This is a genomic window from Candidatus Amarolinea aalborgensis, from assembly GCF_900491745.1.
In the GTDB taxonomy this organism is placed as follows: Bacteria; Chloroflexota; Anaerolineae; order SSC4; family Amarolineaceae; genus Amarolinea; species Amarolinea aalborgensis.
Genome location: NZ_UETR01000003.1, coordinates 110,843 through 129,663, shown reverse-complemented (window position 1 = coordinate 129,663; position 18,821 = coordinate 110,843). Strand labels below are relative to the sequence as shown.

Sequence of the window (18,821 nt, the reverse complement as noted above, 5' to 3'; positions counted from 1 at the left end):
GGTGCGCATTATAATGGCGATTCTAGGGAAATGCAAAAAACGTGCAGTCAACCCGCTGACAGAGAAAACCCAAGTCCGCGTGACGTAATTGACCGAGATGCGGCGCTGTAGATTGCGGGAAGACGTATCAGGCGGAGGCCATGCGAGATTGCACCCAACCGGCGCCGCGCCAGGCCAGGATGCCCCAGGCCGCAACGATGGCTTCGATGAACAACGTCTTCGGCACATCGAGGCCGGTTACCTGGCCCCAGGCAGCGACAGCATCCATCAGGCTCTTGAACACAAAGGCCAGCCAGAACCAACGCTGCTGGCGGCGCTGGACGCCGTAGAACAGAAGGGCGTTGCTGAAGAGATGAACGAGCACGGTGAAGAAGCGTTCCCAGCCGGCCGCCAGGCCGTTGACCAAACCCGTCACGCCGGTCAGGCTGGCGCTCAGGCTGGGCGGCACGAGCTCGGGCGCCAGCACGATCGCCAACACGCTGCCGAGGCCGCTCAAGCCGAGCAGCAGCGCCTCCAGCGCGCCGAAGCCGATGCCAAAGGCGAGCACCCGTGGCCAGGCCACTTGGCCCAGGCGCGTGAAGCGCAAGAGCAGCCAGACCAGCGCCACTTCGAAGACGCCGGTCAGCGCGCCGACATACAGATAGAGAAGCCAGTCGCCGAGCGGCCAGGCATGAAGCGCGCGGTAGATGGATGGATTGATGGGAACGGCCCAAGCAACCTTGAGCGCAACCGCCACGGCCCAGCAGACGCCGCCAAAGATCAAATAGCGCCACTCGTGCGTGCGCCGCACGGCGTAGACGATAAAGCCGGCCGCTACGGCCAGCATGCCCAGCGGCCCTAACAGCATCAACGGCGTCAGGCCGGAGGCGGCGATGGGGCCTGGCTTCCATTGTAGGGAGTAGTTGTTGATGATCAGCGGCTCATCCCATTGCCACCCGAGCTGGTAGGCGCCGGCTTGCGACGGCCGCACGACCGTGTTGATGACAAAGGGGCCAGGCGCGGTCACAAGCTGCTGCCATACCGGCTGCCCGCCGGCGTCCAGCAGCTGCACGCGCACGCCGCCGGACACCAGGACGCCGCGTGCATCAATACCGATGGGGTCCGCGGCCTGGGCGACGGTGACGGTGAAGGGGAAGTCGCGACCCGCGGCTGTGCGCTCGAAAAGAGGGCCGTTCATGCTGGCGCCTGGCGTGACAGGATTGGAGCCATTGGATGCACGGCTGCAGCCCATCAACACGCCGGCGAGCAGCAGGCAAACGCTCAACCCGAACGAAATAGATCGGATGCGCGGCGCGGCCAATGGATCCTCCTCCGGGTCAATCTCCCTGGGGCAGGGCGGCTCGGTTCAGCAGAAGTTCCTGCGGCGCAGCCTGTCCCAGCTCATCCACCCACAAGCGCACGCCAGCCGGCGAGCCTTGTTCTTCTTCGAAGACCAACAGCTCGTTGACGGCGGTCAGCCAGGAAACCGGCGCTTTGTAGAATTCCTGCGGGCCGATTTGCCAATAACGACCCAGGTTGCGGCCATTGAGCCACAACTGTCCCTTGCGCAGTCCGCCCAGGCTCAGTTTGAACGGGCCCATGCCGTGCAAGGCCGGATCATAAGCGAAGTGACAACGGAAAAATGCGGGCCGCGGCGGTGGTTGATGATCGAGCGGCATGGCCATGGGACTGACGCCAGGGCGAAACTCCCACGCGGCGTCCAGCGCCTGGTCGGCGTCGAAGGTCAGCAGCCACGCGCGCCACGGGTGTCCGGCATAATCGCGGATATGCAGCGCAATCACGTTAGCGCCGTCTGCACGCAAGTGCTGACTAATGTCGAATTTGAAAAAACCGCCGCCAAAATGACGACTGAAGCGGATGAGCGGCGCGCCGTTGATAAACAGGCCGCCAGGGTTGCGGTCGCCGGTCACGTAGAGCAAAGCTCGTTTCCCAGTTGGTATGGGCAGGTCGCGCAGGAGCCACAGTTCACTGCCGGCCCCCTCCGGCGGGGCGAAAGCAGCCAGGTTGACGTTGGCCGCGTCCGGCCGCACATGCGCGGGCCGGGCGTTGGCCAGGGCTTCGCCCGCAAAAGCAGCCTCTTGCCAGAGCGCCGTCCAGCCGGTTGTGATGTCGGTCTGCTCTCCGCCCAGATACAGCGTGTCGGTCAGGCCTTTGATTTCACCCAGGCCGCTGCCGTAATTGAAGCGTCCCAGGTCATCCACGAGCACGCGCAGGTCGTGCTCACCCGGCGTCAAGGTCCATGGCACGGCTAAGGTCGGCCCGTGCGGCCCCACGCCGAGCGCGCCGATGAACGCGCCATCCACGAACAGATGGCCGCGGTCAGCCAGACCCGGCGCGGCCAGGGTAGTGAGGCCGGGCGGCTGCTGCGCGGTGAAACGGGCGCGGTACCAGGCATAGCCGTGCGCGTTGGGCCGATCCCGCTGTAGATCGTCCAACGCCTGCCAACCAACATTGGCTTCCAATTCTGCCACAGGGAGCGTCTCCCACGCCTGAAGTACCGGTGCGTGTAGCGCAGACGCATGCGCTGGGGCTTCAGATGTTGGCTGCTTGATTTCCAGCAGACGCCCATCCGCGTCCACCCAATACCACGGCTCGACGCCGCGGCCGTCGAGTTGGATGGAGAGCGCGCCCGCGGCGTCCACCCGAAACTCGTTGACCAGATGCGGGCCGAGCAAGAAGCCCAGGTCTCCGATCGGCCAGCAGCGTTCGGCGTAGGCCTGGGTCAGGAGCAGAATCAGCAGGTCGCGCGGCGCCGCGCCGGCGCGGTGGATCCTCGCCCGCGCCACGCCCGGCGCGGCGCGCAACCAATAGGCGACCTGAAGCTCGCTGCCAACGACCCGACCGCTGGCGCTGGGCGTCTCTTCCTGCCATTCCAAACGCACCGCCGGGCGACCTCCATCATCCAATGCCTGGGGTTGGAGATCTGTCATGGCTTCTACGCTCAGGCTGCCAACCTCGCCCGGGAAACCGTAGATCACGAGCACATCGGCCGCGGGCCAATGCCAGAAACCGAGGATACGTCCGGTGTGAAAGCGCAGCCGCAGCCCGCTGTCAGCCAGGGGCAGGTTCATGAAGACCGGCTTGAGTGAGAAGGCTTCGACCTCGACCGCCAGGTGAACTGCGCTGCCGCCCGGATCAACCGGTTTGTCGAACAGCTGGTAGACCTGGCGATCGGCTGACTCGTTGCGCAGGTAGGCGGCGGCAAAATGGCCATGGCGCACGCTGCACAGCGGTTCACCGCCGCCGCCGGCGCGGCCGGCCACAGCTTTGGCGCCCAGGACACGCGGCCCGCCGAACGCCGCATCGGCCAGGAGCGGCGCCAGCGCAGCGCCCAGAGTGCTGAGGAACAGGTGATGGCGTCGGGCGACGAAGTATTTGGCTGTCAGTCCCCCGTATTCCGTCACTGGCGCATCGTAATCGTACGAGGTGGTCATATGCACCGTGTCGCCGCCCACGGTGCGGCCGCCCCAAAAGGCAAAATTGGTGCCGCCGGCCCACATCCAATGGCTGAGGCCGCTGGCGCCTACCGCGGTTAGTTCGTGCAAGCGTGCGTCGAGGCCGGCTGGCGACTTGCCGTTGTGGCGACTGGCGCCCCAGTTGTCGAACCAGCCGCTCCACAGCTCACTGACGATCATCGGATTATCCGCCCACGCGCGGCGCGTCGCCTGCAGCTTGCGATCCAGGCCAGTCCAGCCATTGCGAAACTCGGCCACGCCCGGCATGGCGCCCATGCAGGTGTAGAGCGGAACGGTGATGCCCCGCGCGGCCAGCGCCTGCGCCAGAGTGGCCTGGTGCGCATCGTGCCCATAGACGCCGGACGCCCAATGCTCGTTTTCGATCTGCACCAGAATGATCGGGCCGCCGCGGTCTGCCTGGCGTGCAGCCAGCAAAGGAATCAAAACGTCGAACCAGCGCAGGGTGGCGGCGAGGAAGGCCGGATTGTCCAGGCGGTAGGCGATGGAGGGGACAGCGGCCAGCCAGGCTGGAATGCCGCCGTTTTCCCATTCCGCGCAGATGTAAGGGCCGGGGCGAGCAATCACCTTGAGACCCAGGTCATGGCACAAATCTATGAAGGCCGGGAGATCGGCCAAATCGCTGAAATCGAAATGGCCCTCCTGCGGCTCGTGCAGGTTCCAGGGAATAACAAAATCAATCGTGTTCAGCCCGGCTGCGCGTGCGGTCAACAGGAGAGGCCGCCACTCCGCCGGGGGATAGCGGAAGTAGTGAACCTGGCCCGCCAAGAGGTAGAAGGGCTGCTCGTCAAGCGTGATGCCCTCACGCGTACAGGCGATGTGAGCCATGTGGTTGACCTTTAGCCAATGCTGGCCGTTCCCTAGTCAGCGCTCAGCATTACGACTTCAGCGTTCGGCTATGCTGGGCGTTTGCTGCCGCCGTTGCCGGGTGCGGACAACAGTTCAGCCAGCTGCTGGGCGCCCTGCGAGTCGGTGACCGCCAAGACCTCATCGCCCACTTCGAAGGCGGTGATGCCCCGCGGCAAGACGATTTCACCCTGGCGCACAATGGCCGCGATGATGCACTGCTCCGGCAGCGCCAGGTCTTTTAAGGCGATGCCCAATCCCTTGGCGCCGGCCGGCACCTTTTGCTCCACGATGGCGTAGTTGCCGCGGCGCAGTTTGAGCAACGTCATCATATCGCCCAGCGACATTTCCTCTTCGATCAAGCCGGAAAGGATCTCGGCGGCGTTCAAGGCCACGTCTACGTGGAACTTCTGGTCGAAGAGCCAGGCCGAACGGGGATTGTTCACGCGAGCGATGGTGCGCCCCACCTTGTAGCGTGAACGCGCCAGGAAGCAGATGGCCAGGTTATCCGCATCGTTGTTTGTCACCGCCGCCACCACATCAGCGGTCTTGATCCCAGCCTGCTCAAGCACGTTGGGGTCAGTCGTGTTTCCCTCGTAAATGGTTTCGGTTGGCAGCTCGCGGTGGATGCGAGCCAAAATTTCGGAACGACTTTCAACCACGCGCACGTCGTGGTTCTGGGCGAGCAGCAGGGTGGCTAACTGAGTGCCGGTGCGTCCGCCACCGACAATGACAACGAACATGTTATTTCTCCCCCAGTGCGACCAGGCGTTGACGCACCGCTTCGATGCCAGTTTGATCCGCGCTCAAGTGCAAGATGTCGCCCGCGCGCAGCAGCGTGTCCGGGGTGGGCTGGAGCGCGCGGCCCGCGCGAGTCAGGGAGATCACGAGGCATTGGCCGGTTGGCACCGCCGCTTGCAGCGTATGGCCGTCCCAGCCTGCATGCACGAGCATTTCGTAGACTTCGATCTCGCCGTTGCCGGCTGAAAAAACGGTGTGCAGCGCGCCTGGCGCCAGCATTTCTTCCATGCGCTGAGCGCCCCAACTGCTGGAACTGACGATCTGCAGGCCAAAGGCCTCGTGCATGGGGCGATAGCGCGGGTCGAAGTTGCGCACCACCACATTGCGGATGTGATAAACGGTGCGCGCTACGTGCCCCACCACCGCGTTGATCGTGTCCGCGCTCGTTACGGCCGCCAGGGCCTGGGCCGTGCCCAGGCCAGCTCGATGCAGCATATCGCTTGAGAGCACGTCGCCTTCTAACATACGGCCGCGGAAATCAGGCGGCAAATTCTGGAATGCCTCGCCAACCTGATCAATGACCGTGATCTCGTGTCTATTCTGGTAGAGCCGGTAGGCGAGCTCAGCGCCCATGCGGCCACAACCAACCACAATCACATTCATGTTGCCTCGCTAGGACTAGGATCGTCCTGGTCCAATTGATAGGGGACATCGGTAATCACGATGCCCGGCTGTGAAAGGAACGCCAGGCGTAGGAGCCACGCCGTTTGGGTATGAAGCAAATTCTGCCACCTGTGTCGCGGAATGAACTGAGGGACAACGACCGTGATGATTTCATTGGGCTGACGCAGTTCGGCCACGCTGGCAATGTAATCCATCATCGGCTCAATCAACAGCCGATAGGGAGAATCAATGATCTGCAAACGCACGCCGCCGCCCCATACCTCCCATTTTTGCTTCACCTTCGCCAGGGCTTCAGGGTCAACACAAACGTGGACGGCGGTAATGTCGTTCGAGAGTGTACGCGCATACCGGAGCGCGGTCAGGGTGCCGCGATGCACGCTGCTCACTGGCAAAATCACGCGGTGACGTTTGGTGGTGGGCTGCGCGGCATAGTGATCCAGCGACAGGCGCTGGGCCAGATCGCGGTAGTGATGGCTGATACGCATGAACAGAACGACCAAGGCGGGAATGAGGATGAGCACTAACCAGGCGCCGTCCTGGAACTTGGTGATGCAGAATACCAACATCACGATCGCCGTGCAGAGGGCGCCAAAACTGTTGACTGTCATCTTCAGAGCCCAGCGCGGGTCGGAGCGCAGCAACGAGCCGCGCTCTTGCACCGCTTGTCCAGGCGCCAGGCGGCCAATTTTGAACCAACGCCGCGCCATGCCCGCCTGCGACAGGGTGAAGGAAAGGAAAACGCCAATCGCGTAGAGCGGGATAAGGCCCGTGACGCTGGCATTGAAAACGAAAATCAGTATGGAGGCGATCACCGCCAACGCGATAATCCCGTTGGAGTAGACCAGGCGGCTGCCGCGGAACGCCAGTTGGCGTGGAACAAACCCATCTACGGCCAACAGCGCGCTCAGGCTGGGAAAACCAGCAAAGGATGTGTTGGTCGCCATGATCAAGATGACCGTCGTGGCAGCGATGGTCGCCAGGTAAAGGATGCCCTCCCCGCCATGTGCCGTGCGGGCAAATTGTGAAATGACAGTCTCGATCTCAGATGGCACGGCGCCAATCTGGCCGGCAAAGAAGGTGATCGCCAGGAATAGCGTGCCCAGGATGCCAGCCATCCACATCAGGGTGATGCCGGCGTTGCGGCTGCGCGGCTCCTTGAATGACATGGTGCCGTTGGAAATGGCCTCGACGCCGGTCAACGCCGTGGTGCCGCTGGAGAACGCGTGCAAGATCAAGAATAGACTCAACGCCTGGGCCTCGTGCAGCATCTCAATCGGAGGCGGATCAATCACAGCGCCCAGGGTGCCAGTCAGATAACGAATCAACGCCGAGCCTATGGTGATTACCATCATCGCCAAGAAGAAATAGGATGGGATGGCAAAGGCCGCCCCCGACTCCTTGATTCCACGCAGGTTGACCAGCATGACGAAAAAGACCAGCCCAACAGCGAGATAGGCCCGATATTCAAAAAACGCAGGGAACGCGGAGACGATTTGAGCCACCCCAGAGGAAACCGAGACCGCCACCGTGAGGATATAGTCTGTCAGCAAGGCCGCGCCGGCAATCTGGGCCGGCAGTTCGCCCAGGTTGTCGCGCGAGACGATATACGCGCCGCCGCCGCCAGGATACGCATGGATCGTTTGCTCGTAAGACAGGGTAACGATAGCCAAGAGGGCCACAATGGCGAGGGAAATCGGGAAGGCATAGCCGAACGCCGCCGTTCCAGCGGCCGCCAAAATGACCAGGATCTCTTGGGTTGCGTAGGCCGTGGACGATAGCGCGTCTGAAGCAAAAATGGCCAGGCCAATGCGTTTGCTGATCGTTTGGTGGGGAGCCTCCGCTGTGGCGAGAGGCGTGCCAAACAACCATGTGCGCCAGGACCGCGGAGGGGTGTATATGGCTGGACGGTGCAGCACGGTTGTTCTTGTATTGTCCTCAATGATCGGCATCGAATTACTCAGCAATCTTCATTTGAATCAAAACAGGCGCCTGGCTGTGCAGGCGCCTGTTGATGCACATCCGCCGTGGGTAGGCTATGGCGCCGCCCGGGCTTCATGTGGCAGCGCCACTCTGTCACTCTACCTAGATTATACTCAGATTGCGCGTAAGCGCGAAATGAACAAGCGTCAGCGCAGGCCGCTATCGTACGTGATCTCAACGGGAGTCACGCGACCCGCTTCGACGGTCACGGTGACATCCGCGGCGGTTGCGATCCCCGGCTTGGGCCTTTCTGGTCGCAGCGTGTATACGCCTGGCGGCAGCGGCAGGCGAAAACGTCCCTGCGCATCGCTTGTCGCCTGAACGACAGTCTTGTTGGCCGCATCAAGCACGGTGATCACAGCCTGGTACGGAGCCGTGCAATCCTGTCCAGGGCGCACCGGCCCGCCGCACGTCGGACTGATGGTCACAATTCCCTCGATGCCGCTTTCCCCCGGCTTGATGACCCCGGGCGTCACGGCCAGCGTGGGCGTCCCTGTCGGCGGCGGCTCGGCGGCGCGGAATTTCTGTCCGGTCTGATCGGTGTGGTAGGTGTAGTCGCCCTGCGGTGTGCCGAAGACAATGCGATACCCTGGCGTGATCACCTCCAGGCAAACATCGTCGGTGCGTATGACGCCCAGGCAGGAATTGGGCCATTGCGTGGGCTGAATCTCCTTGACGACCACCTGTTCGAGCGGCGCGCCTAGCGCCTGCGCCAGGTGCGCCTGCGCGGGAAGGGCGTAGGAAGGCAGCGGCTGGGCCGTGTTGGTGGGAGGCAGCGGCGGAACCGCGCGCGTGGCATCAGATGCAACCGGCGCGCAGGCCGTCAACACAGACAAAGTGACGACCAGCGTCATCAACAAGCGAACCACATGGTTTTCTCGCATAGAATTGACTCTCCTTTCACCCCGCGCCGCTGGCGCCGCCGCCCGCTGCCCCAGCGCCCGCGCCCGCGCCGCTGGCGTCGCCGCCGACGCTGCCCGCCGAGTGCATCATGGTGGCGAAAATGGCAATCTCGCTGCCGTCGCCTGCTCTCGACAACGAGCTGAACCAGGTCGGTATGGTCAGGGCGCCCTCTTTCTGGAAGAACTTCACCCAGCGATCCAACAGCCCCAGGCCCGCGGCAAAGGGCAGGTTCGCCTCAAACATGGAAGACGTGGCGGCCTCGCTGAATAATTCACGTCCTTTGACCACCTCGCGCAAGTAGTCGCCAAATGCCTTCCACTGCTGATGTTCCACCATGCCGGCCTCAGACAAGGGTGAGAAGCCGGCAGAGGCGATGAAGAGCGCCATGCTCATGCTAAAGACAGCGATCAGCAGCAGAAGGACAGGCCACAGCCCCGTGTTGACGGCGATCAGGACGCCCAGGGCCAAGCCAACGATGAGCAGCCCGAAGAGCAGCGCGGCCGCAATGCCGAGCGACCGCTTGACCTGGCGCCGCGCCGGATCAAGCAAGCCCAAGTCCTGCATTTCCTGCTCGATCGCCTTGTTGAATTCCCCTAGCCGCGAGGTCAGGCGATTTTGCAGGTCCGAGAGCTTGACGCTGGTCAACATCTGGCCCTGGTGGCTGAACACCAGGTCGAGCGCAGCCTGCTCGTGCGGCCGCAGGCCGGCGGGCTGACCCTGCCGCTGCACGATGAAGTCATGCTGGCGATACCATTTCTTGTCTGGCGCTTCTTCGAAGCGCAAGGCGCCGCGTGCGGCCAGGTCGAAGAGCGCAGCCAGGGCTTGATTCCACCCCGACGCGGCGGCGGCTGAGCTGCCGATCACGCCGGCGATGGCTGGAGGCAAGCGGCTGGGAGGCGTTGTCGGACGCACAACAGCGGCCGTTGATGAGGTTGGACGGCTGTAGCGCCGCAGGTAAGCCGCGACGCCTCCCAGTCCCAGCAGAGTCAGCGCCGCGGTGAACAGGCCCAGGGTAGGCGCAACCCGGTTCGCCTCTGCGGCGCGCGCCTGCCACTGTGGGGGCTGCGTGATCACGCTGCCCGGCGCAAAGCTTAGTTCAAGTACAAAGGGTGATTTCGGTTTCAGGTTCTGCGCCACGAAGCGCACCTGGCCAGCGCTCGTTTCCACACTGGCATCGCCGGCGCGCAGGCGGGGCGCAGCGATGCGCTGAACGGCTTTAGGATACGTCACCGTGATCGTGCTGGAGGCAATCGGATAGTCGTAATCGTCTGGCAACGCCTGCCAGGCCAGCACATCGGCCTCCGGATTCACGCGAATCACGCCCAGCGCCCGATAGACCAGGACAAAGGTGTGTGAGCTATCGGACGTGGGGGCAAAATGCCAGCGCACTTTGATCGGATTACGGCCGCGAATCTCCACCTGACCGGCGTCCTTACCAGGAGGCAGCGTCTGGTCGTCCATGCTGGCGCTCACCACGGTCACGCCATCGGTGTGGTCGGTGGGAAGATCGCGAAAGACATAGGTGAAAGGGCCGCCGTTGAAGCGGAAGATGACCGTCTCGGTGACGAGCAGGGAACCATCGTCCTGAACGGCCACATCCACATCGAAGCGATCGGCGCTGTACGATTTGGCGCCCGATACGATACTGGGAAGGGTCAACAAACCGATGAGAATAGCGATGACAGAGATCGGCAAACGGATTCGCATACGTTTCTCCACGGATGATGATGGGGGAAGGTCAGCCGCGCCGTCATGCGGCGGCAATTGTCGGACACGGGACATTATATCACAGTCGCCAGCATTTATGCCTGACAATCTGCCGATAACGACTGACCACGGGGTGGGCATGGCGTGCTGTCAGGATGAGGTGCAGTGACTCATCCACGCTGCGGCCACCTGCATCACGTCGCTGATCTCCACCTGACCATCACCGTTGGCATCAAACCCGGGATCCCATTGCGAGTGACTGGCCGTCTGGCCCCAGTGATCGGCAATCAGGGTCACATCCTCGATGCCCACACCAACCGGCGCGACAAAATCATAGCACGTGACCGCGGGCAGCAGCACCCACAGGTCGTTCAGATTGTCGCTGGCGCTGGCGCCGCCAAAGACGGCCACCGCGCTGCGACCGGAGATTTCGCCGAACTGCGCCAGCCAGGCCATGCTGTGACTCTGGCGTGCCGCAGGGGCCGCGCCTTGCGGTGTGAGTGGGCTCCAGGCGCCGGCGCTGGCATCGAGCAGCCAGGCGTCATTCAGGTCAGCGCCCGTGGTGTGGCCTCCGAAGAGCACGGCCTGCTGGCAGGTGTTGATCGCGGCCAGGCCGGGGAAATAGCGCGCGGCCGGCGTGGCGCCCTGCGTTGCCAGCTGCGTCCAATTGGCAGTGCTCACGTTGAAGCGCCAGGTGTCGTTGAGAGGGCAGGGGCCGAAGCCGGAGGCGCAGCCGCCAAAAATCACGAGCGTATCGCTGGCGGTCAATGCGCCGGCGTGCAGGCAGCGTCTGAGTGGCAAGGGGCCTGTGGGCGTCACGTTCGTCCATTGTTGGGTCGTGAGGTCGAACGTCCAGGTGTCATCGAAGCGCCCCTGGTCGGTGAAACCGTGACTCAGGTAGAGCGCGGCTGCGCCAGCGTTTGCAGATCCGCCTGCGGATCCGTAGCGGATGGGCGGCGCGGCCCCCTGTGCGATTACCTGGGTCCAGGTGTTGCTGAGAAGATCGAAGCTCCAAACGTCGTTGAAGAATTGGGCGCTGCTGCCTTGACCGGTGGTGACGAGCAAGCGGTTGTGATCCCTATCGTGCGCGGCCACCATGCTGAAGCGCGCGGGCGGCCTGGTGACCGCGCCGGTCGCCAGCGGCTGCCAGGCGCGCGCCACCAGGTCAAAAGCCCAGGTGTCATCGAGAGGAGCGCTGTTGCGGCCGCCAAAGAGAATCAGGCGCTGGCGCGCGCCGTCGTACGCGAGCGCGGCGTCGCGCCGCGCGGCTGGCCGCACACCCTGCACTGGAATTTGGTACCAGCGCAGGGAAGATGCGAAGGCCATGCAATCGGTGGGGGCGGCAGCGAATGGGGGCGCGGCCCGTAAAGGGGCGCTGGGCCGCACGATAGAACCAACAACAGCAACAAGGGTTACGCACACAACATGAAGCAAAGTCAAACGCATCGGACGTGCCTCCTGGCAGCGATGAATCTACTGCGTAGTCCAGGCACGTCCGATTGTGTTACGAATGGCCGCGGGGTCTGCGCGATGCGCGCGCAATCTCAAGCGCTATCCTGCTCGATGATCGCCTGGGTCGCCGCGATAACCTGGTCCAGGGTGGCGCCGCGCGCACGCTCGATGCGCTCCATCCGCTTCTGGAACTGACCGAGAGCGAAATCGGTAAACATATCGAGCGTCAGCCCAAACGGCGCTGGGTCATAGCAGGCGAAGGTGTCGCCAATCACGCCGAGCGCCAACGGCAGCAGCTCGTTCATGGTGTCTTCCACCACGGCCCATAAGCCGGCGTCTTGCGCCAACAGGCGCGAAATGAGATAAACCCCATAGGCAATATGGCGCGACTCATCTTGCTTGAGCAGGCCAATGCCTTTGACTTGTCCGGGCAGCATCCCGTTTTGATTGAAGACGGTGTAGTAGGCATGATAGCCGGTCTCGGCGAGCACACCCTCGACAATCATGTTGTAGGTGACCGACGCTCGCGTTTGCGCCGCAGGGGAACGATCCGTGACCAACGCGTTCATCGCTGCGGGCAGCGCCTGGTAAAAAAGGGCGACGTAGTTTGGGGTATGAAAGCGACTCAAATCGCCTGAGTGTTGGACGACCTCGTCGAGGAAGCGGCGAAAGAAATCGGTGTGCTTGGCTTCCTCCCACAGGAAGGTGGTCAAGAACATTTCTTCTTCCAGGCGCCCTTCCTGGGCGATGACCATCACCAGCGGCAGGAGATCAAGCGTCACGGCCTCCTCGCCGGCCTGAAACATGCTGGTCAGGCGGAGGAGAATGTCCTGCTCTGTGGGCGCCAGGGTCAACCAATCACGGCGGTCTTGACTGAAGTCAATCTCGCTCGGATTCCAGATGCCGTAACGTTTGGCTTTTTCGAAGAGCCGCATCGGCGGCAGATCGCGGCGTAAGCCGTGCGTGGTTGTGGTGAACGCAGCGTGAGTCATGCATGCTCCTCAGTAGGTTCTTCCTCATCAATCTGGTACGGAACGTTGGTGATGACGATGCCCTTGCGCCGCATGAGGGCCATGCGCAAGGTGAGCGCCGCCTGCGTGTGCAGAAGGTTCTGCCACCAATGGGCCGGGACGAACTGGGGCACGACAATGGTGATGAGTTCATTGGGTTGGCGATAGGTGCAGACCTCATCCACGAAGTCAAGCAGCGGCTCCATGAGCAAGCGATAAGGAGACTCCAGGACAACTAAGCGCGCACCTTCGCCCCAATGCTCCCATTTCAGGCGGACGCGATCAGAGGTGGCCGCATCGGTCGAGACATAGACGGCTGTCACGTCGTGGGTCAGGGTGCGCGCGTAGCGCAAGGCGTTGAGCGTGCCGCGGTGCACCCCGCCGATCGGCATGATGACGCGGTGGCGGCGAATCAGGGGCGGCGGGCCGAATCCTTCCAGCGACAGTCGGCGGGCCAGGCGCTTGTAATGGCGATGAATGGTGTAGAAACCCAACACAATGAGGGGCACCAGAATCAAGACCACCCAGGCGCCGTCCTGAAACTTGGTCAGCGCAAAGACCAGCATGACGATGGCTGTACAGAAAGCGCCAAAGCCATTGATAACCATCTTCAACTGCCAGCCAGGTTCATAGTGCAGTGTGGAGCCGGCGTCTTTGACCTCTTGCTCGGGCGCCAAATGACCGATGCGCCACCAACGCCGGGCCATGCCGGCCTGTGACAGGGTGAAGGAGAGAAACACGCCGATCGCGTAGAGCGGAATGAGGCGCGTCACGCTGGCGTCGAATACGATGATGAGGACCGACGCCAGCGCCGCCAGGCTTAAGATGCCGCGGGAGAAGACCAGGCGGCTGCCACGGTACGTCAATTGGCGCGGCAGGAAGCCATCGCCGGCGACCAGGGCGCTCAGGCGCGGGAAATCAGCGTAGGAGGTATTGGCCGCCATGATCAGGATGACAGTCGTCGCCGCAATCACGGCCAGGTAAAGCGGCCCCTGCCCCTGAAAGACCGTACGCACCAGCTGCGAGATGACCGTCTCTTGTTCGGACGGCACCGCGCCGATTTGACCGCTGAGGAAGGTGATGCCGAGGAAGAGTGTGCCCAGAATGACCGACATCCAGATCAACGTGATGCCGGCATTGCGACTGCGCGGCTCGCGGAAGGCCGTGGTGCCGTTGGAAATTGCTTCGACGCCGGTCAGCGCGGTGGTGCCGCTGGAAAAGGCGTGCAGCAAGAGGAAGAGCGACATCGCGCGAACTTCATGGATCATCTCCAGGGGCGGCGGGTTGACGACCTGTCCCAGGCTGCCGGTCAAGTAACGGAAAAACGCCAGTCCAACGGTCAAAAACATCATGACAATGAAGAAGTAGGTGGGAATGGCAAATGCGCTGCCGGACTCCTTGACCCCGCGCAAGTTGATGAGCGTGACCAGGAGCACCATGCCGATGGCAATTTCGACGCGCCAGTTCAAGAGCGCGGGAAAGGCCGAGACAATTTGCGCCACGCCAGATGAGATCGAGACCGCTACGGTCAGCGTGTAATCAGTCAGCAGGGCCGCGCCCGCCGTCTGCGCGGCCAGCTCACCCAGGTTGTCGCGCGCCACGATGTAGGCGCCGCCGCCGCCAGGGTAGGCGTGAATGGTCTGCTCATAAGAAATCGTGACAATCGCCAGCAAGGCCACGATGGCGACGGCGATTGGGAGGGCAAACGGCAAAGCGCCCGCGCCGGCCAGGGCCAGGATGGCGAGAATTTCTTGGGTTGCGTAGGCAGTGGATGACAACGCATCCGAGGCGAAAACGGCCAGGCCAACCACCTTGGGGATGGTCTGGTGCGGCGCGTCCGCATTCGACAGCCGGTCGCCAATCAGCAGGCGTCGCCAGGATTGCGGCCGCACGTAGGGGATTTGGCGCCGCAGGACGGTTTGGCCGCTCTGTTCCTCAACAATTGTTCGTATAGTTCCCATTGGGTTCCTCACTACGCGCGCTGCTTGCCGCGTGTGCAAAAAAAACAGGGCGCCAGCATCACGCCGTTAACGCCCACCATTAGACAGACCATTCGATAGCTCGCGTCACACCATTGCTGTGACGACTGCGCTTCTTCGTAGATTCCTTCCACGAGCGTGACGAACGCCTCGCCTGGGTCACATGAGCGTTCTGACCGCCGCATGTCCCAGGGCCTTGACCTGCAACTCGGCTTATTTGTAGAATTCGCTGCGCTTGAGCTTGATGTAGCGCAGCTGTCGTTCGGCCAGCTTGCCGTTGTCTGGCAACCGGTCGCGGCGCGCCAGCGCATAATCGAACCAGCGCTCGGCCTCGCGCAGGCGGCCGCGCCGAAAAAGTAGCTGCCCGAGCGCTACAGCGCTGACGCCATCCTGTGGATTTGCTTCCAGCGCCGCGCTCAGTTTCTTCTCTTCCGGCGTGTAGTTCGATTTCAACCCCAGACCAATATCGAACACCTGGTCAGGATCGTAACGTTCCGCTTTGTGCCGGATGAGCGCGCGGGAGCGCGGGATGATGAAGTCGAGATGACGCACGATCTTGATCGTCAATTCAACCTCTGCGCTTGCCAACTCATTCGGCAGGTCGTAGGCCAGATCTTCGCTGACATCGAGCAGCGCGTTGATCGGCATCTGCTGTTCGCCGGCCGTCGCTGCCTGCACCAGGAGCGAATTCTTGCCCACATTGACCACATAGAGCGATTTGCCCGTACGATTTGCACGCACGAACGGCGTGTCTATCCCAGCGCTTGGCGCCGCCAGCGGATGGGTCTGCACAATGGGGAAATGGACATCGAGGATCTCCAGAAAATCGGCCGTATAGTCGCACAGAATGCCGACATGTTCATAAACCGCATCGCCTTCACGCAGCTCCACCACCACTTTGACGCCAACGTAACGCTCTAGCAGGGGATCGTAGTCAGTGCCGGCGTAACCGATCAAGTTGCTGCCCAGGTTGGTGAAGTAGTCCTGGCTTTCTTCGGTGATGAGCTTGGAGCCTTGAGCCTTGCTGCTGCCCACGATCACGCCGATGGCCTGGCTGAGCGAATCAGACGCGGAGCTGATGAAATTGCGCAGGCGGCGGCGCAGACGCATGCTGGGACGGGGATGAAACACCCGCTCAATCATCGCCCGGCGCTTTTGCTGCTCGTCGGCATCCATCTCGTCACAGTAGCGATAGACAGCCTGAATTTGCGGGAACTCGTCCTTGTAAAGCAGATAGGTCGTTTCGATGTGCTCCTGCTGATCGCGATGATCGCGTGTATAGATAAGCTCGACGCCGGTCGGTTCAACGTGCAGATGACCCCAAATCTGCTGACCGCCCAGGAGTTCGATATTGACGTGATCAGCCTCGAAGTGCGCCAGGCAGCGATCGCGACGCCGGCCGTTGACGTACGCGCCGAGCAACGCGGTGAGGATCACGACAACCAGGGTGAGAATGAGGGTTGGATCAAGCATTGCGACGACCTGCGAAAACGCCTTTGCCAGCGAGATGAAAAATCAGTCCGTATTGTAGCCCAAAGCGCTGGACTAGACAACAATCAGCTAGGCCGCGGCCATCTGCTGCAAGGCCGCCTGCAGCCGCGCCGTGACTGATCCAGGTTTTCCTTGGCCAATGGCGCGATCATCAAGCCTGGTCAGCGGCATGAAACCCAAGACGGAGTTGGTGAGGAAGGCCTCGTCCGCCTCCGCCAACGCTGATCGCGCGAACGCCCCTTCGCGCACCGATAACCCCAGCGTGGACGCAAGCGTCAAGGCGATCGCGCGCGTGATGCCTGGCAGCGGGCCGCAGGTCAGATCGGGCGTACAGAGGAGATTGCCCCGCACCCAAAACAGATTGCTGGCGCAGCCCTCCACCAGCGCATCAGCATGATTCAGGAAGATGCCTTCATCCGCGCCGGCCGCCAACGCGGCCTGACGACCCAGAATCTGCGGCAGGTAGTTGAGGGTCTTCAGCCCGACCAACGGCGATGCGGCATCCAGGCGAAACGGGAGCGTGATGGCCGTCTGCTGAACCGGCAGAGGCGCGGTGAGCGGCGCCGCGATAATCACCACGGTGGGCGACGGACGCAGCGGCGGCCCCAGGCCGCGCGGCCCGACGCCGCGCGATACGGTGAGGCGCACGACTGCCTCGCGGCTCGCCAGGTCGTTGGCGGCCAGCGTGCTGTGCACGGCATCTGCCAGACCTGCCTGCGGCGGCAGTTCGAAGCCCAGGACGGCCGCGCCGCGGCTCAGGCGCGCCAGGTGCTGATCCAGGTGAAGGACGCGACCGCCGGCGGCGCGCATGGTTTCGAAGAGGCCATCGCCGAGCAGGAAGCCGCGGTCGTGCACGGAAATGCGCGCATTCTGCTCAGGTAATAGTTCACCATTCACATGCACAAAGGACATGGCAGCGCCTCCTACGGCAGGGTCAACCCGCGCCAAAGGCCAGCGGCCTTGTGCAGGGTCTCCGTGTATTCCGCGGCTGGATCGCTATCTGCGACGATGCCGCCGCCCACGCCAAAGCTCAACTCGTGCGCGCCGGCCACGGCCGTGCGGATGGCAATGCTGCTGTCGAAGGCGCCGTCGAAGCCCAGGTAGCCGAGCGCGCCGCAGTAGACGCCGCGCGGCGTTGGTTCAAGGCTGGCGATGATCTGCATGGCTCGCACCTTCGGCGCACCCGTGATCGAGCCGCCGGGGAAGCAGGCGCGCAGCAGGTCCACCGCATCCAGACCAGGACGCAAGTGACCGACCACGGTGGAAACCAGGTGATGCACCGTAGTATACGATTCGACGGCGAACAGCTCCGGCGCCTGCACACTGAAGGGCTGGCAGACTTTAGAAAGGTCGTTGCGCAGGAGGTCAACGATCATGACGTTCTCGGCTTGATCCTTGGCGCTGGCGGCCAGTTCAGCGCGCAGCGCCGCATCGGACGTGGCAGTGCGCCCGCGCGGCCGCGTCCCCTTGATGGGCCGCGTTTCAACCTGCCCGCCCTGCACGCGCAAGAAGCGCTCCGGCGAGGCGCTGAGAATGGCGCCGCCCACACGGCCAGGCTCCGCCTCCGGGCCGGGCGGAAGCACAAAAAAGGCCGCAAAAGGCGCCGGGTTGATCCGGCGTAGACGCTGGTAATGTTCCCACGGATGGGCTGTCAGGGGAAGGTGCAGCTGCTGCGCAAGGTTGACCTGGTAGACATCTCCGGCAGCAATGGACGCCAGCACGCGGCGCACGGCCGCCAGGTAGGCTGGGCGGCTGAAGGTGGAAGTGAGGCCGGGATGGCCGGGGACGTGAAAGCGCGGCGCGGGCTTACGCATGTCTGCGACCGGCGGCGCAGGTGAAACCAGCCAGGGCGCCAAGGCTGGGGGCGGCCGGCCGATCAAGGCCAAAATTTGCTCTGCCCGCTGTTGGGCGCGCGGCAACCGGTCGGATGGTTCGGTCGCCGGCCGGCCGCTGCAAAAGAGCCAGCAGCGCGGGTCGCCGGCGCTGGCATGATCCCAGGCCAACACCCAATCGTAGAACCCAAGCGCCATGTCAGGCGGGGGTACGGTCGAACGGGCAGGTTGCGCGACAAATGGAATTTTTTCCAGCCGATGCGCCAGTTCATAGCCCCAGTAACCAGCCACGCCGCCCTGAAACGGCGGCAGGTTGGCATCGCCGGAAATCGGAGGCTGTGCGCAGGCGCGCCAGTGCCGCTGCAGCAGGGCAAATGGGTCCTCTGCGCTGAGCGTGGTCAGACCGGTGTCGGTCTGCGTGAACTCGGTCTGCTCACCGCGGCTGATCAGTGTGGCGAACGGGTAGGCCGTGATGAAGGAATAGCGCCCCAGGGGATGGGCGGTCGGCGTCTCCGGCGACTTCGGCGAGCCTTCGGCGTGAGCGCGGCTCGACTGAGCTCGCCGAAGTCTCAGTCGAGCCGCATGTGCCGCCGGCTGGGGCGGGGGTGTGACCAGGGCGCTGTCAAGAAACAAGGCGAAGGGATCGTGCGCCAGGTGTTGAAACACCGCCACCGGGTCGGGCGGCGGGTCAAGTTCAAGCAACCACGGCCACTCGCTCATCGC

At 63.0% G+C, this 18,821-nt stretch carries 13 protein-coding genes; all 13 read right to left on the bottom strand.

Features of this window, described 5'->3' with window-relative positions; translation table 11 throughout:
* Positions 1 to 127: 127 nt before the first annotated feature.
* Positions 128 to 1,300, bottom strand: a complete 1,173-nt coding sequence (locus ACPQ6D_RS05325; protein WP_423223267.1) for a YhfC family glutamic-type intramembrane protease — start codon at positions 1,298 to 1,300, stop codon at positions 128 to 130.
* A 16-nt stretch (positions 1,301 to 1,316) separates the two neighbouring features.
* On the bottom strand, positions 1,317 to 4,301 hold the full coding sequence (locus tag ACPQ6D_RS05320; RefSeq protein ID WP_423223266.1) for a beta-galactosidase: 2,985 nt from the start codon (positions 4,299 to 4,301) through the stop codon (positions 1,317 to 1,319).
* A gap of 68 nt (positions 4,302 to 4,369) precedes the next feature.
* A complete protein-coding gene (locus ACPQ6D_RS05315) occupies positions 4,370 to 5,062 on the bottom strand; it encodes a potassium channel family protein (RefSeq protein ID WP_423223265.1) in 693 nt (230 codons plus the stop codon).
* Position 5,063: 1 nt separating this feature from the next.
* Positions 5,064 to 5,723: a potassium channel family protein gene (locus tag ACPQ6D_RS05310; protein ID WP_423223264.1), complete on the bottom strand. Its 660-nt coding sequence runs from the start codon at positions 5,721 to 5,723 to the stop codon at positions 5,064 to 5,066.
* Positions 5,720 to 7,693 carry an APC family permease gene (locus ACPQ6D_RS05305; protein WP_423223263.1) on the bottom strand — a complete coding sequence of 658 codons (1,974 nt, stop codon included), beginning with the start codon at positions 7,691 to 7,693 and terminating at the stop codon, positions 5,720 to 5,722. The genes ACPQ6D_RS05310 and ACPQ6D_RS05305 overlap by 4 nt, the downstream gene beginning before the upstream one ends.
* A 177-nt stretch (positions 7,694 to 7,870) precedes the next feature.
* A complete protein-coding gene (locus ACPQ6D_RS05300; RefSeq protein WP_423223262.1) occupies positions 7,871 to 8,608 on the bottom strand; it encodes a carboxypeptidase-like regulatory domain-containing protein in 738 nt (245 codons plus the stop codon).
* A gap of 16 nt (positions 8,609 to 8,624) precedes the next feature.
* Positions 8,625 to 10,334, bottom strand: a complete 1,710-nt coding sequence (locus tag ACPQ6D_RS05295; protein ID WP_423223261.1) for a DUF2207 domain-containing protein — start codon at positions 10,332 to 10,334, stop codon at positions 8,625 to 8,627.
* A gap of 150 nt (positions 10,335 to 10,484) precedes the next feature.
* Positions 10,485 to 11,660 (bottom strand): Kelch repeat-containing protein, encoded by a 1,176-nt coding sequence (locus tag ACPQ6D_RS05290; RefSeq protein WP_423223260.1) that lies wholly within the window; start codon positions 11,658 to 11,660, stop codon positions 10,485 to 10,487.
* Positions 11,661 to 11,878: 218 nt separating this feature from the next.
* Entirely contained in the window at positions 11,879 to 12,778 is a 900-nt protein-coding gene (locus ACPQ6D_RS05285) for a R2-like ligand-binding oxidase (protein ID WP_423223259.1), read from the bottom strand.
* Entirely contained in the window at positions 12,775 to 14,757 is a 1,983-nt protein-coding gene (locus tag ACPQ6D_RS05280) for an APC family permease (protein WP_423223258.1), read from the bottom strand. The genes ACPQ6D_RS05285 and ACPQ6D_RS05280 overlap by 4 nt, the downstream gene beginning before the upstream one ends.
* Positions 14,758 to 14,988: 231 nt before the next feature.
* Positions 14,989 to 16,248 carry a tetratricopeptide repeat protein gene (locus ACPQ6D_RS05275; protein WP_423223257.1) on the bottom strand — a complete coding sequence of 420 codons (1,260 nt, stop codon included), beginning with the start codon at positions 16,246 to 16,248 and terminating at the stop codon, positions 14,989 to 14,991.
* A gap of 87 nt (positions 16,249 to 16,335) precedes the next feature.
* A complete protein-coding gene (locus ACPQ6D_RS05270; protein WP_423223256.1) occupies positions 16,336 to 17,178 on the bottom strand; it encodes an aminotransferase class IV in 843 nt (280 codons plus the stop codon).
* Positions 17,179 to 17,189: 11 nt separating this feature from the next.
* The gene (gene pabB / locus ACPQ6D_RS05265) at positions 17,190 to 18,818 is read right to left on the bottom strand and encodes an aminodeoxychorismate synthase component I (RefSeq protein WP_423223255.1); all 1,629 of its coding nucleotides are present in this window, start codon (positions 18,816 to 18,818) and stop codon (positions 17,190 to 17,192) included.
* Positions 18,819 to 18,821: the final 3 nt, after the last annotated feature.